At 58.4% G+C, this 16,707-nt stretch carries 13 protein-coding genes; 2 read left to right on the forward strand and 11 right to left on the reverse strand.

Annotation, left to right across the window (positions count from 1 at the left end; translation table 11 throughout):
• Window positions 1-53: 53 nt before the first annotated feature.
• The 4 genes from ACQZ5F_RS11340 to ACQZ5F_RS11355 form a co-directional block, all read right to left on the reverse strand.
• Window positions 54-2,243 carry a TonB-dependent siderophore receptor gene (locus ACQZ5F_RS11340; protein WP_225339511.1) on the reverse strand — a complete coding sequence of 730 codons (2,190 nt, stop codon included), beginning with the start codon at window positions 2,241-2,243 and terminating at the stop codon, window positions 54-56.
• A 179-nt stretch (window positions 2,244-2,422) separates the two neighbouring features.
• Window positions 2,423-4,099 (reverse strand): ABC transporter permease, encoded by a 1,677-nt coding sequence (locus tag ACQZ5F_RS11345; protein WP_137083374.1) that lies wholly within the window; start codon window positions 4,097-4,099, stop codon window positions 2,423-2,425.
• Between the two features lie 73 nt (window positions 4,100-4,172).
• Window positions 4,173-5,189 carry an extracellular solute-binding protein gene (locus ACQZ5F_RS11350; RefSeq protein WP_046799383.1) on the reverse strand — a complete coding sequence of 339 codons (1,017 nt, stop codon included), beginning with the start codon at window positions 5,187-5,189 and terminating at the stop codon, window positions 4,173-4,175.
• A gap of 153 nt (window positions 5,190-5,342) precedes the next feature.
• Window positions 5,343-6,392 (reverse strand): ABC transporter ATP-binding protein, encoded by a 1,050-nt coding sequence (locus ACQZ5F_RS11355; protein WP_046799382.1) that lies wholly within the window; start codon window positions 6,390-6,392, stop codon window positions 5,343-5,345.
• 357 nt (window positions 6,393-6,749) lie between these two features.
• Between ACQZ5F_RS11355 and ACQZ5F_RS11360 the strand changes: the two genes are divergently transcribed.
• A complete protein-coding gene (locus ACQZ5F_RS11360; protein ID WP_046799381.1) occupies window positions 6,750-8,462 on the forward strand; it encodes a long-chain fatty acid--CoA ligase in 1,713 nt (570 codons plus the stop codon).
• Window positions 8,463-8,603: 141 nt separating this feature from the next.
• Window positions 8,604-10,229, forward strand: coding sequence for a glucose-6-phosphate isomerase (gene pgi / locus ACQZ5F_RS11365; RefSeq protein ID WP_046799459.1), 1,626 nt, complete (start codon window positions 8,604-8,606; stop codon window positions 10,227-10,229).
• Between the two features lie 65 nt (window positions 10,230-10,294).
• Here the strand turns inward: pgi and ACQZ5F_RS11370 are convergent, their stop codons facing one another.
• From ACQZ5F_RS11370 to ACQZ5F_RS11400, 7 genes are all read right to left on the reverse strand, one after another.
• Window positions 10,295-11,023: an esterase family protein gene (locus ACQZ5F_RS11370; RefSeq protein WP_137083372.1), complete on the reverse strand. Its 729-nt coding sequence runs from the start codon at window positions 11,021-11,023 to the stop codon at window positions 10,295-10,297.
• Complete coding sequence (locus ACQZ5F_RS11375) at window positions 11,020-11,985, reverse strand: acetylxylan esterase (protein ID WP_225339512.1); 966 nt, start codon at window positions 11,983-11,985, stop codon at window positions 11,020-11,022. Before ACQZ5F_RS11375 ends, ACQZ5F_RS11370 begins: the two co-directional genes overlap by 4 nt.
• Window positions 11,986-12,095: 110 nt before the next feature.
• Window positions 12,096-12,443, reverse strand: a complete 348-nt coding sequence (locus ACQZ5F_RS11380) for a hypothetical protein (RefSeq protein ID WP_052820261.1) — start codon at window positions 12,441-12,443, stop codon at window positions 12,096-12,098.
• 96 nt (window positions 12,444-12,539) lie between these two features.
• Window positions 12,540-13,466 carry a carbohydrate kinase family protein gene (locus tag ACQZ5F_RS11385; protein ID WP_225245121.1) on the reverse strand — a complete coding sequence of 309 codons (927 nt, stop codon included), beginning with the start codon at window positions 13,464-13,466 and terminating at the stop codon, window positions 12,540-12,542.
• 98 nt (window positions 13,467-13,564) lie between these two features.
• Window positions 13,565-14,263 (reverse strand): orotate phosphoribosyltransferase, encoded by a 699-nt coding sequence (locus tag ACQZ5F_RS11390; protein ID WP_006310650.1) that lies wholly within the window; start codon window positions 14,261-14,263, stop codon window positions 13,565-13,567.
• 172 nt (window positions 14,264-14,435) lie between these two features.
• Window positions 14,436-15,473, reverse strand: a complete 1,038-nt coding sequence (gene pyrC, locus ACQZ5F_RS11395) for a dihydroorotase (protein ID WP_225339513.1) — start codon at window positions 15,471-15,473, stop codon at window positions 14,436-14,438.
• Between the two features lie 112 nt (window positions 15,474-15,585).
• On the reverse strand, window positions 15,586-16,623 hold the full coding sequence (locus tag ACQZ5F_RS11400; RefSeq protein ID WP_137083366.1) for a 4-hydroxyproline epimerase: 1,038 nt from the start codon (window positions 16,621-16,623) through the stop codon (window positions 15,586-15,588).
• Window positions 16,624-16,707: the final 84 nt, after the last annotated feature.

The following is a 16,707-nucleotide window of genomic DNA, read 5'->3' on the forward strand; positions in this document are numbered from 1 at the left end:
ATGTTTATAGAGGCAAACTATATTTCCCGCAACTGCTAGCCTGCTGCCAAACCTTACCACTTCTTTGCAAGCTTGAAGGTGATGGTGCGGCTATCACCCCAGCCACAAACCGAGACGCCGGCGCAGCTCTTGACATATTCCTTGTCGAAGACATTCGCGACGTTGACGGAGGCGGTCCAGTCGTTCTTCTCGTAACGTATCGCGGCATCGAAGACCGCCGCATCCGGAACGCGCAGCGTATTTGCCGCATCAGCCCAGGATTTACCCTGATAGCGCACACCGCCGCCGATGCTGAGGCCTTCAAACGTATCATCGGTGAAGGCGTAATCCACCCACAGGGACGCGGTGTTGGCGGGCACGATCCAGGGCGATTTGCCGATCAGGTTGGGGTTGGCGTCGCGGCTAATCTCAAGATCGGTATAGGAATAGGAGGCAAGCGCCTTCCAGTTGTCGGAAAGATTGGCCTTGGCTTCCAGCTCGAAGCCGGTGGATTCCACCTGTCCGAACTGCCCGCTCGTGGTCACGCCGCCAGCCGTATAGGACACGATGGCATTGTCCTTGACCAGCTTGAAGACGGAGGCAGTGATGCTGCCATCAAAGAAAGTCGGTTCGTATTTGACACCTGCTTCGAACTGGTGCCCCTCCTCCGGTGCGGCCGGGGTGCCATCCGCAAGCGTATCGATCAGCGGATTGAAGAAGGTGGCCGCCGAGACATAGGGTGTCAGGCCATTGTCGAATTCATAAGCGAGGCCGGCCCGGCCGCTCAGCGCATCGTCATTGGAGCGGAAAGACGCGCCTGCCGGCAACCTGTTGTTCAGCTCCGTATCGACATAATCGTAACGACCGTTGAGCGTCACCAGCCAGCCATCGCCGAAACGCAGCTGGTCCTGCGCGTAGATGCCGATCTGCTGCTGGGTCACGACATTGTCGGCATAAACGAAATTCGTACCCTGCGTCGAGCCATAGACCGGCTTGAGCGCGCCGATCGCATTCGATCCGCAGCAAGCCTGCACCTGATCCAGCCTGTAATATTTATAGTCGAGACCGACGAGCAGCGAATGGCTGACCGCGCCGGTTTCGAACTGTCCTTCAATGCGGTTGTCAACGCCGAAACTATCCGCTTTCGACAGGCCGTCATAACCGAAGCGGGTCAACATATAGTCGTTGGTGGTGGCATCGAGGATCGGCTGGCCATTGGCGTCGGCATTGGCCCAACCGCCCGGATAGGGTCCGGTCTCGTGCTTGTAGAGGTGGCCATAACGGGCGTTCTGGCTGATCTTCCAGCCATTGTCGAATTCATGGCTGACTTCATAACCCACCATCGACTGGTAGACACGGCCATTGTCGATATCCGGTTCACCATAAAAGGCCTTGCGGTCGAGCTTGCCGAATGGCGCATCGACAACGGTACCGACATAGGGCAGGAAGCCATTGCCGACATGCACCTGATCCAGCGCCGAGAAATATCCGTAGAGCGTGGCACTTGTCTGCGCATCCGGCTCGAAGGTGATCTGCGGCATGATGAAGCCGCGCAGATCCTCTGAGTAATCGGTGTAATTATCGCCGCCGGAAACCTTGCCGGTGACGCGGTATTTCCATACGCCCTCACCATCCACCTTGTCGCCAACATCGAAACCGAAAAAGGCATTGCCGAAATTGTTGATGCCGATTTCCGTTTCACGAACCGGCGTATCCTGAGTTTGCTTGCGGACCAGTTGCACGATACCGCCGGGATTGGCGCCGCCATACAGCACCGAAGCGGGCCCTTTAAGGACTTCCACCCGTTCCAGACCATAGGCATCCATCTGGAAACCGCCGAAACCATAACTGAACAGGTTCAGCCCATCGAGGAACACGCCGGTCTGGGTTGCCTGAAAACCGCGAATGTAAAACCAGTCGGTATCCGGGTCGGTACCGAAGGGCTCCGCCGTCACACCGGGCGTGTAGCGCAGCACCTCGTCGATTTTGGTCACGGCGCCGCGGTCATCCATTTCCTTGCGACCGACGACGGATACGGATTGCGGAATGTCTTTCGTTTCCGTGTCGGTTTTCGAGCCGGTCGCGCTTTTCTTCGCAACATAGCCACGGACCGGGCCCGTGGCATTTTCCGCCCCCTGCCCTTCGACGGTGATTTCCCGCAGAACGGTCGTTTCCTGTGCGTGGCCCATCACCGGCGCCATCAAAACAACGGCAGCCGTTCCCAAAGCCAGACGGCTCAAAAACATCCCATGCAAATTTTTCAAGATATGCCCCGAAACAGATCGCGGCCGACGATCATAGCCGGCAGGCCGCAGCACTTCAATTAAGCTGAGTATTTACATCAGGATTAAGGCGGGATGCTTGTCGTTTTCCGGGAGGATTTGAAGCTTATTGGCCTCTCGCACTGTTTTATGCCCGTCATTTTATGCGGCGGGACCAGCCATCAACCTTTGCGTCGGCCGATCCTCGCAAGCAGCATGACGGGAAGGATGCCGATGACGACAATCGCCAGTGCGGCGATTGCCGCCTCCTCATAGGTGCCGCGCGCTGCTTCGCCGTAGAGATGGGTCGCGAAGGTCTCGAAATTGAGCGGCCGCAACAAAAGCGTGGCGGGGAGTTCCTTGACGCAGTCCACGAAGATCAGCAACGCCGCTGCCGCAAGCGATGCCTTCGAGAGCGGTAAGTGGATCTGGCGGAATGTCTGGGTTGCGGATCGTCCGAGTGTTCGCGAAGCGTGATCAAAAGATTGCGGGATACGGCTCAGGCCGGCATCGACGCCGCCGGCTGCAATGGTGAGGAAACGCGCCGAATAAGCGTAGATCAGGGCTGCACCGCTGCCGATGAAAATGAGGCCGGTGGATATGCCAAACCAGTCACGCATGGTCTGGTCAACAAACCGGTCGAAACCACCGAGCGCGATCAGCACGCCAATAGCAATGACCGTGCCGGGGGCTGCATATCCCACCGTGGAAAGACGATAGGACCAAAGCGAGAGACGCCCCGGAGCAAGGCGCATCGCGTAAGCAACCGCAAGGCCGAGAATAAGGGTGATCAACGTCGCCAATCCGGCAAAGACGATGGTGTTCAACGCCTCCTCGGTGAAACGGGCAGACAGGCCGCTGAAGCGGAACCGTTTCCATGCCTCGATGACGAGATAGCTCGCTGGCGCGACGAAACCGATCAGGACCGGCAGGCTGCCGAGTGTAAAAGCACCGCAGGCCTTGAGGCCGGTAAGGCGCACCGGCTCCAGTTCCCGGCTTTTCTGCGCGGAAACCGAATAACGCTGCTTGCGCCGCGCCCAGCGTTCAAACGCCACGAGGGCAACGACGATGAACAGCATGGAGAGCGCGATCTGCGCCGCACCGGGCAGATCGGATTTCGTGACCCAGGTCGTATAGACCGAAACTGTGAGGGTGCGGACGCCCAGAAATTCCGAGGCGCCGATATCGTTCAGCGCTTCCATAAGGGCAAGGCTGACGCCGACCGCGATCGCCGGCCGCGCCAGCGGCACTGCGACCTTTAAAAAAGCCCTCTGTCTGGAAACGCCAAGCGTGCGGGCGGCCTCCAGCAGATTGCCAGCCTGCGTCAGGAACATGGCGCGGACGGGAATATAGACATAGGGAAACAGCACGAAGCCAAGCAAAATGATGCAGCCCGTCATCGATCTTATGTCCGGCAGACGGAATTCACGCGGGCTGGAATAACCGAGCAGAAAGCGGATTACTCCCTGCACTGGCCCGATCGGATGCAGAATATCCAGATAGGCATAAGCAACAATATAGGTTGGCATGGCCAGCGGCAGCAGCAGCGCCCATTCCAATATCCGGCGACCGGGAAAATCATAAGCGGTAACCAGCCACGCCGATGAGGTTCCAATGATGCCGGCCAGCAAGCCGACACCGGCGAGAAGGATGACCGTATCCGGCAAGGCCGTCAAAAGAACAGTGGAGCCGAGATGCTCCCACAGGCCGGCAGACCCCTGCACCGCCTGAGAGACCAGCGCCAGAACCGGCACCATGGCGCCGCAGACCGCAATGAGCGACAGGCCCAGCCACCAGAAGGCGGATGAAAACCTTGGTCTTGCGCGGGACGTCAATGGCTGAGCGGCGTCTGGATTCATGAGCTTCTTGAAAATACAGGGAAAGGCGCCCGCGGGTGCGAGCGCCTTTCACCTTGTTGTTGCCAATTGGCCTTTACTTGTCGAAACCGACCTTGTCGACCAGCTCGCTCGCCTGCTTGCGATGCGACACGATCTCCGTCAGCGGCTTGCTGTCGATCTTCAGGTCGCCGAAGGAAGCGACGATCTCGTTGAGACCCGCGCCCTGCTTGACCGGATATTCGTAGTTGGCTTCGGCATAGATCTTCTGGGCTTCGTCGGAAACGAGATATTCCAGAAGCTTGACGGCTTCAGCCTTGTTGGGCGCATTCTTGGCCACGGCCGCACCGGTAATGTTGACCTGCGTGCCACCATTCTTGAAGGTCGGCAGAACCACCTTGATGGCGTCGCCCCACTTGACCTGCTCTTCGCCGCCCTTGCCCGAGCGCATCAGGCCGACGTAGTAGGAGTTGGCAATACCGATATCGCAAATGCCGCCGAGGATGTCCTTGGCAACGTCACGGTCACCGCCGCCTGCCTTGCGGGCCAGGTTTTCCTTGACGCCAGCAAGCCACTTTTCAGTGTCGGCAGCGCCATAATGAGCGATGTAATCGGCAAACAGTGCCGTGTTGTAGGGGTGCTGGCCAGCGCGAATGCAGACCTTGCCTTTCCACTTGGCATCCGCCAGATCTTCATAGTTGAAGGAAGCAAGGTCGAGATCCTTCGCCGCATAAAGAACGCGGGCGCGCATGGAAAGCGCAAACCAGTGACCCTTAGCATCACGAAGTTCGGCCGGGACTGCCTTGGTCAGGGTTTCGGACTCAACCGCCTGGGTAACGCCCTTTTCTGCAAGATCAACGAGGTTGCCGGCATCCACGGTCATCAGGACGTCGGCAGGCGAGCTTGCGCCCTCGCTCAGAACGCGCTCAGCCAGACCATCTTTCAGGAACACGGTGTTGACCTTGACGCCGCTCGACGCGGTGAAGGATTCCAGCAGGGGCTGGATCAGGCCCGGCTCTCTGGTGGTGTAGATGTTGAGTTCCGCGGCGCTGGCTGACCCGGCTGCAAAAGCAACAGTGCTGGCAAGCAGGGCAAATCTGGTAAATTTCGTCATGGTCGTCTCCCTCTTCGATGGCGGCAATATAGAGGCAGCAGACATCATACCTGATGGATCAAATCAAGTTTTATTTCGCTGTTTTCTGACGGGTTTGATCACCAAGAGTTGAAAAGGATGCTGAAATTTACATGCAAATCCACTCATTCAACCTCAAGTAAATATCAGGACACCCTTGGGGTCGATACCGAAACGTACTGCCTTGGTCTTGGCGGGTGTGCGCTGCATCGTGCGGACACGCAAGTCTCCCGGCAGCCCGGGTACGGCGATGCCGAGCTGTTCGATCTCACCGAGGAAAACGCGGCTCAATATTTCGCCGGCGATCCCGTCTTTCGCTGTGTTGTCCTCGATAATCGAAATCGCGTTGGGTCGAACATAGGCAACCGCTGCAAGGCCATCGGGCAGATCGGAGGCATCACCCAGCAGCCCGAGCGGCGTTTCAACGCGCCCCTGCCTTACCCGGCCTTCGATCTTGTTGAAGGCGCAGAAAAAATCGGCGGCATAGCGGGTTTTGGGATTGTCGTGGATTTCATAACCCGTGCCGCTCTGCACGATGCGCCCGCGCTGCATCAGAACCACGCGGTCGCCTGCGGACAACGCCTCTTCCGGATCATGGGTGACCATGATCGCCGTCGTCCCCAATTGCCGCAGAAGACCAAGCGTCTCCTCGCGGACATTGTCGCGCAAACCTCTGTCCAGATTGGAGAAAGGCTCATCCATCAGCAACAGACCGGGCTGCGGGGCGAGCGCACGGGCAAGCGCCACGCGCTGCTGTTCACCGCCCGAAAGCGTATGCGGATAACGCTTGGCTAGCTCTTGCAGATGCACGTGCTCAATCATCTCCATCGCACGGCGGCGGGCCTCGGCCTTGGCGAGGGTTCTGAGACCGAACATGACATTCTGCTCGACGGTGAGATGCGGGAACAGCGCATAATCCTGAAAGACAAAACCGATATTGCGCTTTTCCGGCTCAACGAAAACAGCCGAGTCGGCAACGGCCGAACCATTAAGGGAAACGCTACCGCGGTCTGGCGTCTCCACACCCGCAACGATGCGCAGCAAGGTCGATTTTCCACAGCCCGACCGTCCAACTAGGCAAATAATCTCGCCGCGTTCGACGGACAGGTCGATATCGGACAAGACATCCGTATCACCGAATCTTTTCCCAACCGATTTCAGTTCAAGCGCTGCGCTGCCTGCCATTTCCAATCCTGCCCTGCTTTGCGAATTATGTTGATCGCTCAAATCAGGATTAAAGTCAAAAAATCGCACATGACTCCGTTTCCATTCACGAGGACGCGAGATGTGCGACAGCAATATTGACGTTTACGTTAGAGTTAAATAGGCTTCACCGATACGATGGACGTCAGGGGATTCCGCGTCTATCATTCGTCACCGGGGAGCAGGAGGAGCGGTCGATCCGGTGGCGCACATGTGGTTCCTTCTATCTCGCCGATATGCCGGCTGGTTGCGGGAGCTTCATGATCATCACGAAGCCTAAAGCGCCCTTCATGCATTCCACCGAATGCACGGCGCGAAAAAGACTCTGGGAGGAGAAGCATGAGTGAATTGTCCCTGGGACAGCCGGGAAATGTCAGCGTAGAGAAGCGTTGGCTGTCGTCCTATCCGCCGGGCGTCCCTTCCGAGATCCCCGTATCGGCCAACGCCTCGCTTGTAGACCTTCTTGAAAAGAGCTGCGTGCAATTTGCCGACCGCAAAGCCTTTTCCAGCATGGGGAAATCGCTGACCTATCGGGAGCTGGATGCTCAAACCCGTGCTGTGGCCGCTTGGCTGCAATCCAGAGGACTGGAAAAAGGTGACCGGGTTGCGGTGATGATGCCGAACATCCTGCAGAACCCCGTCGCGGTTTATGGAATCCTGCGGGCGGGCATGATCGTGGTCAACGTCAATCCGCTCTACACACCGCGCGAACTGGAACACCAGCTGAAGGACTCCGGCGCAAAGGCGCTGTTCGTGCTCGAAAACTTCGCCCATGTGGCGCAGCAGGCGGTGCCGAAAACCGCCGTACGGCATGTGGTCGTCGCAGCCATGGGTGATCTTCTCGGCTTCAAGGGGCATATCGTCAATCTTGTCGTTCGCAAGGTGAAGAAGCTTGTGCCCGCCTATGCGATCCCCGGCTCGATCAGCTTCAAGGCGGTGCTGAAGGAAGGCCAGGGATTTTCCCTGAAGTCCGTCGGCCTCACGGCTCAGGATATCGCCTTCCTGCAATATACCGGCGGTACTACGGGCATCTCCAAAGGCGCGATCCTTACCCATGCCAATCTTCTGGCCAACAAGGCGCAGATCAGCCTGTGGCTGGACGCCGCCTTCAGCAGCCGCAAGGATCGTCCCGAAGTTCTCAACTTCATCTGCGCGCTGCCGCTCTGCCACATTTTCGCGCTGACGGTGAATTCGCTGATGGGCATTGCGCTCGGCGGCCACAATCTGCTGATCGCCAATCCGCGTGACATTCCCGGCTTCGTCAAGGAACTGTCGCATTACCAGCCGCATATCTTCCCCGGCATCAACACGCTTTTCAACGCGCTGATGAACAATGAGGATTTCCGCAAGCTCGACCTCTCATCGCTCATCCTCGTTCTCGGCGGCGGCATGGCGGTGCAAAGACCGGTCGCGGAACGCTGGCTTTCGATTGTCGGCTGCCCGATTGCGGAGGGCTACGGTCTTTCCGAGACGTCGCCCGTCGCAACCGTCAATCGCCTCGATTCTACCGAGTTCAGCGGCACCATCGGTCTGCCGCTGTCATCGACGGAGATCGACATTCGCGATGACGATGGCAACCGTTTGCCTGTGGGTGAAGTTGGCGAGATTTGCATTCGCGGCCCGCAGGTCATGGCCGGTTATTGGCAACGGCCCGATGAAACGGCAAAAGCCATGACCGCCGACGGTTTCTTCCGCTCCGGCGACATGGGTTTCATGGACGAGCGCGGTTACACCAAGATCGTCGACCGCAAGAAGGACATGATCCTCGTCTCCGGTTTCAATGTCTATCCGAACGAGGTGGAAGAAGTGGCTGCCAGCCATCCCGGCGTCCTGGAATGCGCCGCAATCGGCGTTCCGGACGAACATTCCGGCGAAACCGTCAAACTTTTCGTCGTCAAGAAGGATCAGTCGTTGACGGAAGCCGAACTCAAGGCCTTCTGCGCCAAGAACCTGACAAACTACAAGCGGCCAAAGATCATCGAGTTCCGCACCGAGCTGCCGAAATCCAATGTCGGCAAGATTTTGCGGCGCGAATTGCGCAATCTGAATTGAGCGCTTGAAGCGAATGACGAGAGCCGGGCGACCGGCTCTTTTCTTTTATCCCGGCGCTTTTCTTTTATCAAAGTCGCCTTGATTTGGCCGCCTGAAAAAGAATAGTTTCCTCATCCTTCCACGGAAGCCGAGGAGCACATGATGCAGGCCACCATCGAAAAACTCAAAGCAACGGCAAGCAGCACAGCCGCAACCGATCTTCGCGCCGCGTTTGCGGCCGACGACAAGAGATTCAGCCGTTTCAGCGTAAAATTCGATGACCTGCTGATGGATTATTCCAAATGCGCCGTCAACGAAGAGATCGTGACGCTTCTCGAACAGCTGGCGCGCGAAGGCGGCGTCGAAGCCAAGCGCGAGGAGATGTTCTCCGGCAAGGCCATCAACTTCACCGAAGACCGCGCCGTGCTGCATACCGCGCTGCGCAACCGCTCCAACACTGCCGTTCTCGTTGACGGCAAGGATGTGATGCCTGATGTGAACGGCGTTCTGGCGGCCATGGGCAAGTTTGCCGATGCGATCCGTTCCGGTTCCCTGAAAGGTGCGACCGGAAAGAAGATTACCGACGTCGTCAATATCGGCATTGGCGGCTCCGATCTCGGCCCTGTCATGGCAACGCTCGCGCTTGCGCCTTTCCATGACGGGCCGCGGGCGCATTTCGTTTCCAATATTGACGGCGCACATATTGCCGATACGCTGAAGCTGCTCGATCCGGAAACCTCGCTCTTCATCATCGCGTCGAAGACCTTCACCACCATCGAAACGATGACGAATGCCGCCACCGCGCGCCGCTTCATCGCCGAGAAGCTGGGCGAGGAGGCCGTAAAGCACCACTTCGCCGCCGTTTCCACCGCGCTGGACAAGGTTGCAGCCTTCGGCATCGAAAGCGACCGCATCTTCGGTTTCTGGGACTGGGTAGGTGGCCGTTATTCGATCTGGTCCGCCATCGGCCTGCCGCTGATGCTCGCCATCGGGCCGGATAATTTCGGCAAGTTCCTGGATGGTGCACATGCGATGGACAGGCACTTCCGCGAGGCGCCGATCCGCGAAAACCTGCCGATGCTGCTCGGCCTCATCGGCTTCTATAACCGTAACGTGCTGAACTATCCGACGCGGGCGATCCTGCCCTATGACCAGCGGTTGTCGCGCTTCCCCGCCTATCTCCAGCAGCTGGACATGGAATCGAACGGCAAGGGCGTTACCATCGACGGCACACCCGTCGAAGGCCAGTCCGGCCCCGTTGTCTGGGGCGAACCCGGCACCAACGGCCAGCACGCTTTCTACCAGCTGATCCATCAGGGCACGAGCGTCATTCCGGCGGAATTCATGATCGCCGCCAACGGTTTTGAGCCCGAACTGCGCCATCAGCACCAGCTCCTCATCGCCAATTGCCTGGCGCAATCGGAAGCGCTGATGAAGGGACGGACGCTGGCTGAGGCGAAAGCCCAGCTCACCTCCAAGGGCATGGAAGACAAACTTGCCGACTTCATCGCCCCGCACCGCGTCTTCACCGGCAACCGCCCTTCGATCACCTTCGTCTATGACAAGTTGACGCCTTTCGCGCTTGGCCGCCTGATCGCGCTTTATGAGCACCGCGTCTTTGTGGAAGGCGTGCTGTTCCGCATCAACTCCTTCGACCAGTGGGGTGTGGAGCTTGGCAAGGAACTGGCAACCGGCCTGCTACCCGTCGTGGAAGGCAAGGAAAGCGCCGCCGGCCATGACAGCTCTACACAGGGGCTGGTAAAGGCGCTGGCGGGTCTGGCTGGGTAAAAGCCGCCTACCCTCGATCTCAGGAAAGCCGGAAGGACACTTCCGGCTTTTTTAATGCAGCGGCCTTAAATATAAAGCGCCGCCATCTTGCGCCATGCACCCGCTCGATGGGCGCGGCCCTCCCAGACATGCATCTGATGGCCCACCTGCTTGTCTGATAGAAGCCGGCTCAGATGATGGTTGTTGTCCAAAAACGGGTCTGCATCACCGATGGTGAAAACCATGTCGATGCGGCGCAGGTGTTCAAGTCGCCACGGGCAGGCAAGACCCGGCAGGAAATGGCTTGGCATGTGAAAATAGACATTATCGTCATAATAACCGTCGAATAGATCGCCGAATGATTCCACCTTCATCGTCAGGTCGTAGCGGCCGGAAAAGGCGACGAGTTTGCGGAACAGATGCGGGTGGCGAAAAACGAGGCTGGCGGCCTGAAACGCACCGAGGCTGCAGCCATGCACGATGGTATCGGTATGGGAATTTTTCTCGGCCATCAGCGGCAGTACTTCGCTGAGAATATAGTTCTCGAAGGCTGAATGGCGGCGAATGCGGTCGGCCGGATGGTGATGGGCCGCATAAAAGGTCTCTGTGGCCAACCCCTCAATGCAATAAAGCTGGAGATGTCCTGCCTCCAGCTTGTCGGCCAGACTACCGACAAGCCCCAGTTCTTCATATTCGAAGAAGCGCCCGTCCCGGGTGGGAAACATCAGCACCTTGGCGCCGGCATGACCGAATATCAGGAGCTCCATGTCGCGATGGAGCCTGTGACTATACCAACGGAGATATTCGCGTTTCATGGCACCTTGAAAAACCGTCTGACCTTGTCCTTGTGGACCGCATCTTGCGATGCGCTGTCAGGGTAATCGAAATGCCCGGCGTCGAGGATGAAGATTTCATTAAATTTTGAGTGCGGCAGCGCATTGGCCACTGCGAACTGGCAGGGCGGCGCCACCGATGGATCGAAAAGCGCCGGCGCAACCAGCATCGGCACTTTTATGCGGGCGGCGGCACAGGCGGCATCGAAGAAGCGCAAGGTCTCAAGCACATTCGGATGGCCCTTCTGGTATGACTGAACCGAATTCGCACTGCCAACGGTGGGCAATGTCAGCCAGAACGGCCTATGTCCGAATGTCGGCACCACCAGATGGCCGCGGTCGATGCGCTCATCAAACGGTATCGCCAGTGCTCCGATGCCGCCGCCGAAACTGATGCCGCTATACCCCACCTGCCCTTCCAGCCAGGGGTAAAGGGTCACGAGCGTCGAAACCGCGACCCACAGATCATCGACACAGCCGCCGATGATGTAATCGTCTTTCCTGTCGATATTGTAGAGAACATGAAGGGCGGATTCCGAAGAAATCGGCGGACAGGCGCTTAGCGAGAGCCCGCGAAAACAGGGAAACAGCACGGCTGTTTCTTCCACCGGCACTTCAAAATCAGGCTCGGAGCGCCCACCATAACCATGGCCGACGACGAGGCCCCGGCACACCAGGCCTTCGCGCGGAAGAAGCATCCAACCACCGATGCGGAAGCCGCCGGTGGAGGTGTAGATGACGTCGAGGACATGCCAGCGCGGATGGCTGAGCCTGCTCTTGCGCAGCACTGGCCGCGGATCCGTAGCGAGCGCGCGGCGATAGCGCTTCTGCCAGAAGTCATCGAAGCCCGGCGGCGCTTCGGGCGGGGTGATGGCCAGCAACTGTTCGCGCTTCATGCCGTAGCTGGGATCGAAATCGAAAGGATGGATATTGGGAACACTCATGCGACGCTTGTTTCGCGAAAAACCGGCGGACACAAGGTTTTTGATCTTCGAATACCGGTTTTTTAGGGTATTGACCGCGCGCACAGCGGCTGTGCCGAAAATGCCCCGCCTCAAACAGCAACATCCTGACCTTCGGGCAAGGTCCAAAGCTGCGGGTCCGCATTGATTGCGGCTACAACCGCCAATGCTCTTTCGCGGCATCCGGGCGTTTCACCAAGGGCCATATCTTCGGCCTCGATTCCCACCAGATAATCGGTGACTTCAGCGACAGCGATACCTCTGCGCAATTGGCCTGCGGCCGCAATCAGGTAATTGTCGTATTCATCCGCAAAACACAGGTTATCGGGATCGTTCCAGTTTTCTCCCGCCGGCAACAGGCCGATGGGGTCCCACACAGACCAACCGATATCCCGCAACCGCGAAAGCCTGATCCTGGGTGGTGGGGTCAACGGAGCCATAGTCTCATCCGTGGCGATGCAAATTGGGACGAGAATACGCCCCTGTCCTCAGAACCACAATATTCCAGACACAGATCAAGCGTTAGACAGCGATGCTCAAAGCCCGATTTCATGCGCAAAAGGCGGATTTGCGCCAGCCCGCGAGACAGTGACCGCAGCGGCTTTTGCACCCAACGCCAAAGCTTTCCTGATCTGCTCTTCATTGAGCGTGGCAACCTGCGCCTTCGTCAGAAGGCCCTGCATTTTCAGCGAAGCGAGGATGCCCGCGTCAAAAGTGTCGCCCGCGCCGACGGTGTCGACGACTTCGACCCGCTCGGAGGCCACTTCCACCTTGAGATTGGCGGTATAACCCACAGCGCCCTTGGCACCGCGGGTGATGACAACCAGTTTCGCGCCATGATGCAGCCAGTGGCGGGCAAGCGTATCCTCGTCACCTTCCAGACCGAACCAGGCGAGGTCCTCATCCGAGAACTTGACGATATCCGACATGGCGGCCATGCGACGGATGCGGGCCATATGCGACTGCTTGTCCTTGATGAAACCGGGGCGGATATTCGGATCGAGCGAGATGACGCGGCTTTTATGCTCGCGCGTCATCAAGGCTTCATAGGTGCTGCCGCAAGGCTCCGGGATGAGGCTGATCGCGCCAAAATGCAGCGCCTCGCAATCGGCACCCAATGCCGGAAGCTCCGCCTCGGTGATCATCCGGCCAGCGGTATTCTCGTCGTAAAAAGCGTAAGTCGCATGGCCATCCACCAGCTTGACGAAGGCGATGGTCGTGGGGCGCGAAAGGGTCGCGCAATAGCTGAAATCCACCTTGCTGGCGCGCAGGGTTTCCCGCAGGATATCGCCCATCATGTCATCGGAAAGGCCGGTGAAAAAGGCGGAGGGGACGCCGAGACGCCCCAGCGCAATCGCCGTGTTGAAGACCGCTCCGCCGGCATAGGGGGCAAAACCCGCCTCACCCAGCGTCGTCTGCCGGGGCAGCATGTCGATCAGGGCTTCACCACAACACAGGATCATTACGGTCCTCCTCAAAACAGCAAATCAAATGAACTTAAATCGATTTAGACGAAGATCGATCGGAAGGCCAGCCACAAGCCGGCTGGCCGCATCCGAAATCACGATTGCGGCAATTCGCTGACGCCGCCGTGCTTCGCAGACCAGGGCAGCGGATTGTCGAGGAAAGCTTCAACCCCCGACAGCGTCTTTTCATCGAACAGTTTTTCAGCCCGTGCGACAGCCAGAACATCGCGCCAGGTCGTCAGATAATGCAGCTTGACATTGCCATTGGCGAAGCGCGCTTCCGCCTCTTCGAAGATGCCGTAATAGAAGAGCGCGATACCGTGATCAACGATGCCGCCCGCCGCTCGGATCGCGTCGATGAAGGTAAACATCGAGCCACCGGCCGTCGTCAGATCCTCGATGACGAGAACGCGGGCACCTTCCGGCATATGGCCTTCGATCTGGGCGTTGCGGCCATGGCCTTTCGGCTTCTTGCGGCAATAGATCATCGGCAGGCCAAGGCGCTCGGCAAGGAAAGCGGCGAAAGGAATGCCGGCCGTTTCACCACCGGCGACACAGTCGAACTTCTCGAAACCGGCCTCGCGCATGACAGCCGCCGCCGCGAAATCCATGGCTGCGGAGCGAATGCGCGGGAAGGAGATGAGCTTGCGCATGTCGATATAGACAGGGCTCTTCATGCCCGAAGCGAAGGTATAGGGGCTTTCGGAATTGAAATGGACCGCCTTGATTTCCCACAACATCTTCGCAACCAGTTCCGCAACGACGGTGCGGTCGGTGAATGTGAAATGGTTCATAGGCGTTCTCCTTTTTCGGCCTTGGTTTATCGCTCCGAAAACCCGGATCGGTTTTCGGAAAGCACAACGTCTTGGTTCAGTGTTGCAGGCATCCTCAGGCGGCGCCGGAATTTAAGGCGAATACCTGAAGACCATAACAAAACCGCCGGCAGTGCCGGCGGTCATTAAAAAATCAACTTACATCCCAGTGGAGCGGGAACATCGGGTCAAACACCGTCACCGGCCCGGCGCCCGTCTCGATCTTTTCAGGGAAGGAAACCGCTTCATCACGCTTGACCAGCGTGATCGTCTCTTCGTTCGGCGCGAGACCATACCAGGCGGGACCATTCAGCGAGGCGAAGGCTTCCAGTTTGTCGAGGGCATTTTCGTCCTCGAAGACATGGGCGAGACAGCTCATGGTGTTGATGGAGGTATAGATGCCGGCGCAGCCGCAGGCGCATTCCTTCAGCGGGTCCACATGCGGAGCGGAATCCGTGCCGAGGAAGAAGCGCGCATCGCCGGATGTCGCGGCAGCCCGCAGCGCCAGCCGGTGTTCTTCGCGCTTGGCGACGGGCAGGCAATAATAATGCGGCTTGATACCGCCAACCAGAATGGCGTTGCGGTTGATGATGAGATGGTGAGTGGTGATGGAGCCAGCCAGATTGGCCTTGGACGACTTGATATAGTCCACACCGTCGCGGGTGGTGATGTGCTCCATCGTCACCTTCAGTTCCGGCAGGCGCTGGCGCAGCGGCTCCAGAACCGTATCGATGAACACCTTCTCGCGGTCGAAAATATCGACTTCCGGCGTCGTTACCTCACCATGCACGCAGAGCGGCAGGCCAATCTTCGCCATGCGCTCCAGAACCGGCATCGCCCTGTTGAAATCGCGCACACCGCCATGGGAATTGGTGGTCGCACCCGCCGGGTAGAGCTTTACGGCGGTGATGAGGCCGCTTTTTTTGCCCTCTTCCACATCGTCGGCCTGCGTGTCCTCAGTCAGATAGAGGGTCATCAGCGGTTCGAAACGGTCACCCGCCGGGATCGCCTTGACGATGCGTTCGCGATAGGCGCGTGCATCGGCCGTGGTAACAACCGGCGGCACCAGGTTCGGCATGATGATGGCGCGGGCGAAATGGCGGCTCGTATCCCCGATCACCCCTTCCAGCATTGCCCCATCACGCAGGTGCAGGTGCCAGTCATCAGGGCGGCGCAGGGTGAGCGACTTCATCGGGATACCTCGGAGCATGATGGAATTGCGCCCGCTTAGCATCTTTTGTCGCGGGAAAACAGCCGCCAGAGGTCATCGGGCGGCTGTAAATGTCATTTTTTTAAAGCCTGCCTCAGATGTTGCCGGCTTCCGGCCCCCAGACATCGGTCATGGCGAAGCCATCAGCCAAGGGGTCGAAGGGATCGAGGCCCACCTGGTGCAGGCCGAAGGTGAAGCCGCGCCCGGCAATGGTGGGAATGACGGCCGGGCGGCCCGCCACCTCGGTGACGGCGGAGAGGCCGACATCGAATTCCGAACCGATGATCGAGCGGGATTTATATTCGTCTCCCACCTTCACCTTGCCGCGCGCATAAAGCGTCGCAAGATTGGCGGAATTGCCGGTGCCGCAGGGGGAACGATCCGCCCGGCCCGGCCACATGGTGGTGCAGGTGCGGATGGAACCATCCGCATCCACATCGCGGAACATCACATAGGCAACGCCTGATATGGCGGGGATTTCCGGATGAACGACCGTCATTTCACGGTTGACGAGGTCTTTCAGAGTCATGCCGGCGGCAACGAGTTTCGCGGCATTGGCCTTCTCGATGGTGAGACCGATCTGGCGAACATCGACGAGCGCGTAAAAAATGCCGCCGTAGGAAATGTCCATCGTCACCTTGCCCCATTCGGGCGTTTCGATGCTGACATCCAGCGCATGCACGAAGGACGGAACCATGGTCAACTTGACCTTTTCACAGCGTCCGTCCCGGCAGGTGGCGGTGGCCTTGACCAGACCGGCTGCCGTTTCGAGAATGATGACAGTTTCCGGCTCCTGCATTTCTACCATGCCACTTTCCAGAAGCGCGGTCGTTGCGCAGATGGAATTGGAACCCGAACTGGCATGCGCCTGATCCGGCTGGAGAATGACGAAGGCGGCATGCGCATCCGGATGCTTCGGCGGCAGGAGAAGATTGACCGATCCCATCGGCGTGCCGCGCGGCTCCAGTGTCAGAAAACGGCGAAGCGCCTCGCCCTGCGGATCGGTATTCATCCAGTGAAGCTGTTCCGCCACGGTATTACCGGGAATTTTAGGCGCGCCGCCGGTGACGACACGGCCGATTTCGCCTTCGCAATGAACATCGAGAAGCTGGAGGGTGCGTTTCCAACGCATGGGTCTTACTCCGGAAGTTGGGTTGTTGACCCGACCATACAGATAAAAATACAAGCTGTATACAAATCTGCGGGACGCGATGAC

This window comes from Agrobacterium sp. 22-210-1, assembly GCF_053522525.1.